General features: G+C 70.9%; 5 protein-coding genes and 1 pseudogene. 2 read left to right on the forward strand and 4 right to left on the reverse strand.

From position 1 onward, the window contains the following. Positions 1-11: 11 nt before the first annotated feature. On the reverse strand, positions 12-1,691 hold the full coding sequence (locus GFH49_RS08265) for an IS1182 family transposase (RefSeq protein WP_155054089.1): 1,680 nt from the start codon (positions 1,689-1,691) through the stop codon (positions 12-14). A 153-nt stretch (positions 1,692-1,844) separates the two neighbouring features. Further along, positions 1,845-3,656 carry a histidinol-phosphate aminotransferase family protein gene (locus GFH49_RS08270; RefSeq protein WP_155055141.1) on the reverse strand — a complete coding sequence of 604 codons (1,812 nt, stop codon included), beginning with the start codon at positions 3,654-3,656 and terminating at the stop codon, positions 1,845-1,847. A 393-nt stretch (positions 3,657-4,049) separates the two neighbouring features. On the opposite strand from GFH49_RS08270, the gene GFH49_RS08275 reads away from it, so the two are divergent. Further along, the gene (locus GFH49_RS08275) at positions 4,050-4,784 is read left to right on the forward strand and encodes a VOC family protein (protein ID WP_155055142.1); all 735 of its coding nucleotides are present in this window, start codon (positions 4,050-4,052) and stop codon (positions 4,782-4,784) included. A gap of 104 nt (positions 4,785-4,888) precedes the next feature. On the opposite strand, the gene GFH49_RS08280 is transcribed toward GFH49_RS08275, so the two are convergent. Further along, positions 4,889-5,155: a DUF952 domain-containing protein gene (locus tag GFH49_RS08280; protein ID WP_408055889.1), complete on the reverse strand. Its 267-nt coding sequence runs from the start codon at positions 5,153-5,155 to the stop codon at positions 4,889-4,891. Further along, a pseudogene (locus tag GFH49_RS08285) lies at positions 5,071-5,724 on the reverse strand (sigma-70 family RNA polymerase sigma factor); the annotation flags it as partial. The pseudogene GFH49_RS08285 and the gene GFH49_RS08280, both read right to left, overlap by 85 nt. Positions 5,725-5,904: 180 nt before the next feature. Here GFH49_RS08285 and GFH49_RS08290 point away from each other — a divergent pair. Continuing rightward, positions 5,905-7,131, forward strand: a complete 1,227-nt coding sequence (locus GFH49_RS08290; RefSeq protein ID WP_155053965.1) for an IS110 family RNA-guided transposase — start codon at positions 5,905-5,907, stop codon at positions 7,129-7,131. Positions 7,132-7,155 lie beyond the last annotated feature (24 nt).

The raw sequence follows: 7,155 nt of genomic DNA on the forward strand, positions 1-7,155 counted from the left end.
GACGCTGTTGGTTAATTCGGGCCCTGTTGCTTCGCCCCGTCGACTTGGTCGGCGGGGCGAAGTGCTGCGAAGTGGCTGGTGCGGGTGCGGGCTCGTGGTGTGCCGGTGAGGTGGGCGTCGATGCGGGTGAGGTTGATGGCGGCGCCTGTGAGCTGGTGCTGGAGACTGGTCTTTGCCAGGCCCCGGTAGCGGGATCTGCGCAGGCCGCAGCGCTGGAGGCCTTGAGAAATGGTGCCCTCGACCCCGGCACGGATCTTGTAGCGTTCCTTCCACACGTCGGTCTGCTGCTCGGTCCGGGCGGCCTGGACGGCTTCATGTTCGGCGCGGTGGCGCAGGGTGATCTCCCGGCGTTCGGCCTTCGGTGAGCTGACGCAGTCACGCAGGTGGGTGCAGGTGCGGCAGTCGGCCGGGTTGAAACGAACCCGGATGACGGGTTGGCCGTGCTGCGAGTGCCGGTGGTGCCACTGCGTGCTGGTAATACCGTCCGGGCAGGTCACCTGCTGTTTGTCCCAGTCGATGGTGAAGGCGTCCTGTCCGTAGGGGCCGTCCTTCTGGGCCGTGGTGTTGGCCGCCATCGGGCCGTGCAGAGCGATGCCGTGTTCGCTGCGGGCGGCCACGACCTGGGCGGCGTTGGGGTAGCCGGCATCGACCCAGTGTTCGCCGGGCAGGCAGTCCCGTTCGGCGAGGGAGGCGTGGATCGGGCCGGCCATCACGCTGTCCGGGACGGTGGCGTCGGTGGTGGCCACGTTTGTGATCAGGTTCGGGGTGTCCGGCTCGCAGGTCTCGGTGAGATGGGCCTTGTATCCGTCCCACAGGATGTCGCGTTTCTTGCTGCCCCTCGCCTCGGGGTCATAGGGCGTGACCAGGCGCGTCGCGCCCGGCGGGCGGTCTTTTGGGTCCCGCCGCCGCACCTCGCCCCCGGTCAGGTGGAAGTGCTGAACCCACATCTGCCGCAGAATCTGGACCGGCTCCAGCTCCCGCAGCCCGGCCGGCGCCCGGGGCGAGAAGACGGCCTCAAGCAGTCGCATCCCGTCAGCCCCGATCCGCCTGCCGACCTCCTCCCGTCCGACCTGGCCCTTGGGGAACCGGGAGTCCTCGGCCCGGGTGGCGTAATGCCTGAACCACTCTGGTTCGGCAACCTCCACCAGCCAGTCGGGGGCAGCCTGCGCGAGCGTGTTCAACGCCGAACGGAGCGTCTCCGCCACCATCTCCAGCCAGCACAGCTCCCGTGCCGCGGACTGAACATGCGTGGAGTCGGTCCTGGCCCGGCCTGCCGTCTTCAGCAGTCCTTTCTCCCGGGCCGCGGCCAGGATGCCGTCCAGCACCCGCCTGCCCGCCTCCGCCTCGATGAGGCGGTCGCGGAACTCCGACAACACCGAGAAGTCGAAGCCCGGATCAGTCAGTTCCAGCGCGAGGGCGTACTTGAAGTCGATCCTCGCCCGCACCGCCTCGGCGGCCTGCCGGTCGGTGAGACCCTCGACGAACTGCAACACCAGCACCAACGCCAGCCGCCCCGGTGACCAGGCAGGCTTCCCCCGCGCAGGGAAGAGATCCGCGAACTCCTCGTCGGTGAACAACGGTCCCAGCTCGTCCCGGACGCGGATCGCCAGGCTCCCCTTCGGGAACGCGGCCCGCGCCACCCGCACCGTCTCCACCGGAATCTCGCCCGGCCCGCTCGGCTGCATAGACATCGACACCCACCCCATACGACAACGTCGGCTCCCAAGACCACAACCGGGTCTTGGGAGCCGACGTCACGCACGGGCCCGAATTAACCAACAGCGTCGGTTCGCCGGCCGGGCCCTTCGGCGTCGTTCAGGCGTGCGCCAGCGAGGCCACAGTGATCATCGAGCGGATCCGGCGGCCGGAGTGACGGCAGCCGGAGTGGCGGCAGCCGGAGTGGCGGCAGCCGGAGTGGCGAGTGATGCTCGCCGCGGTCGCAGCGCGTCCAGAGCGGCCCCGAAAGCAGCCACGATGCGTGCGTTCTCCGCCGTGTCCCTGACCGCGATCCGCACGGTACGTCCCTCGTACCGCGGCGACAGCGGCGACAGATCGCGTACGTACACGTCATGGCGCCGGCACTCGCGCACCAGCTCCGCCGCACTCGGCCCACCGGTCGGCAGCGTCACGGTGAGGAAGTTCGCCACTGCCTCCTCGACCAGCGCCTCTCCGTCCAACCCGCCGAGGTCGGCTGACAGTTGACGCCTCAGCTCGTGGGTGCGGAGCCAGCAGTCGCTGTAGTACACCGGGGCGCGCAGGGCGGCTACCGCGGCGAGCTGAGCCGGGAGGCTGACCGGCCAAGGTGGAGTCCACCGACGTATCCGCGCTGCGGTGGCCGGCTCGGCCACCAGGTATGCGGCCCGCATGCCGGAGAGCGCGTACATCTTGGACAGTGAGGTGCAGACCACCACGCGGGGGTCCACGACCGCGAGTTCGGCGAGCGACTCGGCCAGGCCGACGTAGCCCAGGTATGCCTCGTCGATCCACCAGCGGGTCCGGGCCGGCGCGGCGGCGATCAGCGAGCGCAGCTCGGCGGCCGGGGCGTGGCGGCCGGTCGGGTTGTTCGGGTTGACCACGACCACGAGGTCGTAGCGGCCCGACGCGACGGCGGCGGACAGCCGGTCCGGATCGATGCGCCAGCCATCCTCGCGGCGCAACCGGAACCGGTCCACCCGGCATCCGATCACCCGCTCCGTGACATGGGCGTATTCGCCGTAACCCGGGTCCATCAGCAGCACCCTGCTCTCCGGAGTCAGCCACTGGCCGAACGCCCTGAAGATCAGGTCGGACGAACCGGCGCCGACCGCGAGCGTGTCCGGCGGCAGGCCCCGGGCCATGGCGATTTCCGCCAGCAGGCCCTCGGCGTCGGTCGGCGGCGACGTCCGGGCAGCCCAGGCCGGGTCGTCCACGAGCGCCGCACGCACCCCCGGGGCCGGCGGGAACCAGGCGTCCAGCACGTCGGCCGCGACCACCTCATGGCGCCGGTGCAGGCTGCGGAAGTCCGTGCCGATGGCGGTGAACGAGGCCCCGCCGTGTTCGCAGCCGTCCGGCCGGGGCGCGAAGGGCACGTCCAGCCGCCAGTCCACGGTGGACCGCAGGCGCTCCAGCGTGGTGCGGTAGCGATCCGTCGCGACCTTCGTCAACTCGGCCACGCTGCCGGTCAGCACCTCGAACGTCAACGCACCGCTGTGGACCGTACGGCCGGCCGGGCGCAGGCCGACGGCCCGGTACATGTCGAGCAGTTCCGTACGCCCCATCGCCACCACTTGGCGACCGCCCCGGGCGGCGATCCAGCGCAGGGCCGCGTACATCAGCAGGGCAGCCGCCGAGGTGGACCGCCGGTGCGGTTCGACGGTGAGGATGCGGACCTCGAACGGATCGCCCTCGGTCAGCAGCGGCAGTTCGTCGCGGGTCAGGTACTTGTCCAGCGCGTACCGTCCCAGCCAGGGCGGAGTCAGGCTGACGAAGCCGATGCGGGCGGTGCCGCGCGCCGCGACCAGGCAGACGTTGTCGCCGTCCAGCCCGTCGCGCAGCCGGCCGGACGGATCCGGCGGGTGCTGGCCCAGCTCCTGCGCGTAGACGCGGTGGCGGAGTTCGTGGATCCAATCGTGGTCCTCCGGGGTGGCAGCGCGCAGTTGTACCAGGTCACGGCCCATAGACACCTCTCTCGACGCGGGGAGCACCCCATCGTCGGGAGCGCGGACCGGCCGAGCCAGGGCGAGGCGACGCAACCGGCCTGAGTACGCGTACTCAGGCGCCGTAAGGGCCTGGGTCTCCGTACGGAGACCCAGGCCCTTACGGGAAGGTCCGGTCGGCTGTTCCGACCGGGCCGCCCCTCACCGCTGCTGGCCCGGATCACCGCTCCGTGTCGTCCTCCCCCGCCTCCAGCAGGTTCGCCGCGGCGCCCACGATGCGTGGGTCCGGCCGTGCCGACGACTTCCAGCGCGGGCGTCCGTGAGATGAGCCGGAGCGGCTGCATCCCTCCGCCTTACCGGCCCTCCGTCCCACTGGCCCTCCGTCCCACTGGCCCTCCGTCCTACGATCGCCCCATGACCGTCCGCTGGACCTACGCCTTCGTCGACCGCCCGGCCGCGCTCCTCGACCGTTCCGCCGAATTCTGGACGGCCGTCACGGACACACGGCTGTCGCCGCCGCGGGGCGGGAACGGGGAGTTCGCGACCCTGCTCCCCGGCGCGGCGGACGCCTGCGTGAAGGTCCAGGGGGTCGCCTCCGGCACGGGCGGGGCGCATCTCGACCTCGCGGTGGACGATGTACGGGCCCTGGTGAGGTCGGCGCTCACCGCGGGCGCGGATGCCGTCGCCGACCACGACGACTGGGCCGTGCTCCGCTCTCCCGCGGGGCAGTCGTTCTGCGCCGTGCCCTGGCACGGGGAGTCGGTACGGCCGCCCGTGGTGCGCGGCACCCGGCTCGACCAGGTCTGCGTCGACGTACCGCCGTCGCTGTACGACGCCGAAGTCGCCTTCTGGAGCGGCCTGCTGGCGGACTGGGCGTCAGCGCCCGGCTCCCTCCCCGAGTTCCATGTGCTCAAGCCGCCGCCCGGGCCGGCCATCCGCATCCTGCTCCAACGGCTCGGCGAGGAGCGCCCCGCCTCCGCCCACCTCGATCTCGCCTGCGCCGACATCCCGGCGACCCGCGCCCGTCACGAGCACCTGGGCGCGTCCTTCGTCGCCGCGGGCCGCCACTGGACGGTGATGCGCGACCCGGCGGGCGGGACGTACTGCCTGACCGGCCGCGATCCGGAGACGGGCGGACTGCCGCGCTGAGCGCTCCGCTGGATGTGCCGTGATGTGCCGTGATATGCCGTCGTTCGACCGGGGCGCCATCGGCCTGGTCGCTCCCCGGCACCGCAACCGGCGGTGTGACGGCGTCACCGCCACACCTCCACGTCCACCACGGCACCCACCGGCACGGGCCCGTACACATGCGGGAACTCCTCGCCCCCGGCCTCCGCTGCCTCGTACCGCAGAGGTACGTCGAGCCGCTCAGGATCGATGACCAGGACCACCAGTTCGCCGGGGCCGTCGTAGGAGCCGTACAGGAAGTCGGCGACGCGCGGGAGTTGCGCACGGGTCGAGCAGTGGACGAAGCCCTCTTCCTGGAGGGTGCGGCCACCGGTGGACATCTCGCGCCGGATGTCGCCGTGTACCCCTCGTTGAAGATCAGATACAGAATCTGCAGCACGACCGGCAGCCGCTCCTGCCAGTTGTCCGGCCGCCCGAAACGCACGCCCCGCACCTTCTGCTTGGCCCGGCTGATCCTCTGTGCCATCGTCGCCTCGGGCACCAGATGGGCGCGGGCGATCTCGGCGGTGGTCAGACCGCCGACCGCGCGCAGGGTGAGGGCGATCTGCGCGGTCGGGGTCAGATCGGGGTGGCAGCACAGGAAGAGCAGGGAGAGCGTGTCGTCCTCACGCGGCTCACGGTCCTGCGCGGATGCGTCGCGCGAGGCGAGCGCCGCCGCCCGCTGTTCCCGCGCCCGCCGCGCCTCCTCGCTGCGCAGCACGTCGGTCAGCTTCCGCGAGGCCACCCTGATCAGCCATCCGCGCGGATTGCCGGGCACGCCGGCCGAGGGCCACTGCCCGGCCGCTGCGAGCAGCGCCTCCTGTACGGCGTCCTCGGCGGCGTCGAAATGGCCGTACCGCCTAATGGGAGCTGCCGGGTCGGAGAGACTCGGTGCCGTAGCCGCCAGCAGGTGAGCACTTATGTCGCCGGAACCACTGTGAGTTCTGTGGTCAGACCGTGCCCCTGCTGGTTGGCCGGAAGGCCATGACCGCTGATGGGGTGGCGTGCCCGCCGAGCTGAGCGTGAGCACTGGATCCATTAGGCCGCGTGCCGTGTCTTCCGCGGGCTGCATGACCGGGAAGTACCTGACCTGGAGGATGAGTTGCTGCTGATCGGCGACGACTGGGCCGAGGACCACCACGATGTCGAAGTCCAGGACACCACCGGCCGCCGCCTCGCGACCGCAAGGTTGCCCGAGGGCGCGGACGGTATCACCAAGCTCCACGAGCTTGTGGCGAAGCATGCGGGTGAGGACCTCGTCCCCTGCGACGTGATCGTCGGGATCGAGACGGACCGCGGCACCTGGGTGCAGGCCCTGCTTGCGGCCGGCTACCGGGTCTACGCGATCAACCCTCGGCAGGTCGCCCGGTTCAAGGAGCGGTACAGCACCTCCGGCGCCAAGAGCGACAGAGGCGACGCCCACGCGCTGGCCGACATGGTCCGCATCGACCGCGACCAGCTGCGGCCCATCGCCGGCGACAGCGACCAGGCCCAGGCCGTCAAGGTCGTCGCCCGCGCCCACCAGACCCTGATCTGGGAACGCACCCGCACCTTCCAACGACTGCGCAACACGCTGCGCGAGTACTTCCCCGCAGCCCTGAACGCCTACGCGAGCCTGGAGCTGACCAGCACCGACGCGCTGGAACTGCTCATCAAGGCGCCCACCCCCCAGGCGGCGGCCAGGCTCACCCGCATCCAGATCACCGCCATCTTGGCCCGCGCCCGACGCCACAACCGGGACCAGAAGGCCGGGGCCATCCAGGCCGCCTTGCGCGAGAAGCACCTGGAACTGCCCGAGCCGGTGGCCGCCGCCTACGGGGCCACCACGACCGCCCATGCTCGTCTCCTGATCGCCCTCAACGAACAGATAGCCGCGATGGAAGAGCAGGTGAAGGCGCATTTTCTCGCGCACCCGGACGCTGAGATCTACCTCTCCATGCCCGGCATCGGAGAGATCACCGGCGCCCGGGTGCTCGCCGAGTTCGGGGACGATCCCACCCGTTACAGCTCCGCCAAGGCCCGCAAGAACTACGCCGGAACCAGCCCCGTTACCCGGGCCTCCGGCAAGAGCCACACCGTCCAGGCCCGCTACGTGCGCAACAACCGGCTCGCCGACGCGCTTCAGCGCCAGGCGTTCTCCGCCCTGCGGGCCTCACCCGGCGCCCGCCGGTACTACGACAAGCAGCGAGCCCGCGAGGCCGGCTACAACTCTGCCCTCCGCCAGGTCGGCAACAGGCTCGTCGGCATCCTCCACGGATGCCTCAAGACCCGCACCCTCTACGACGAAGCAACCGCCTGGTCGCACCACGCACAACCCCATACCGCTTGACACCAAACGACATGGGGTGTCTGA

Source organism: Streptomyces blattellae (assembly GCF_009709555.1).
In the GTDB taxonomy this organism is placed as follows: Bacteria; Actinomycetota; Actinomycetes; order Streptomycetales; family Streptomycetaceae; genus Streptomyces; species Streptomyces blattellae.

Bases quoted from the DNA above. Each gene is read 5' to 3' on its own strand.
- GFH49_RS08265 (WP_155054089.1), bottom strand. From the start codon at position 1,691: ATGTCTATGCAGCCGAGCGGGCCGGGCGAGATTCCGGTGGAGACGGTG.
- GFH49_RS08270 (WP_155055141.1), bottom strand. From the start codon at position 3,656: ATGGGCCGTGACCTGGTACAACTGCGCGCTGCCACCCCGGAGGACCAC.
- GFH49_RS08275 (WP_155055142.1), top strand. From the start codon at position 4,050: ATGACCGTCCGCTGGACCTACGCCTTCGTCGACCGCCCGGCCGCGCTC.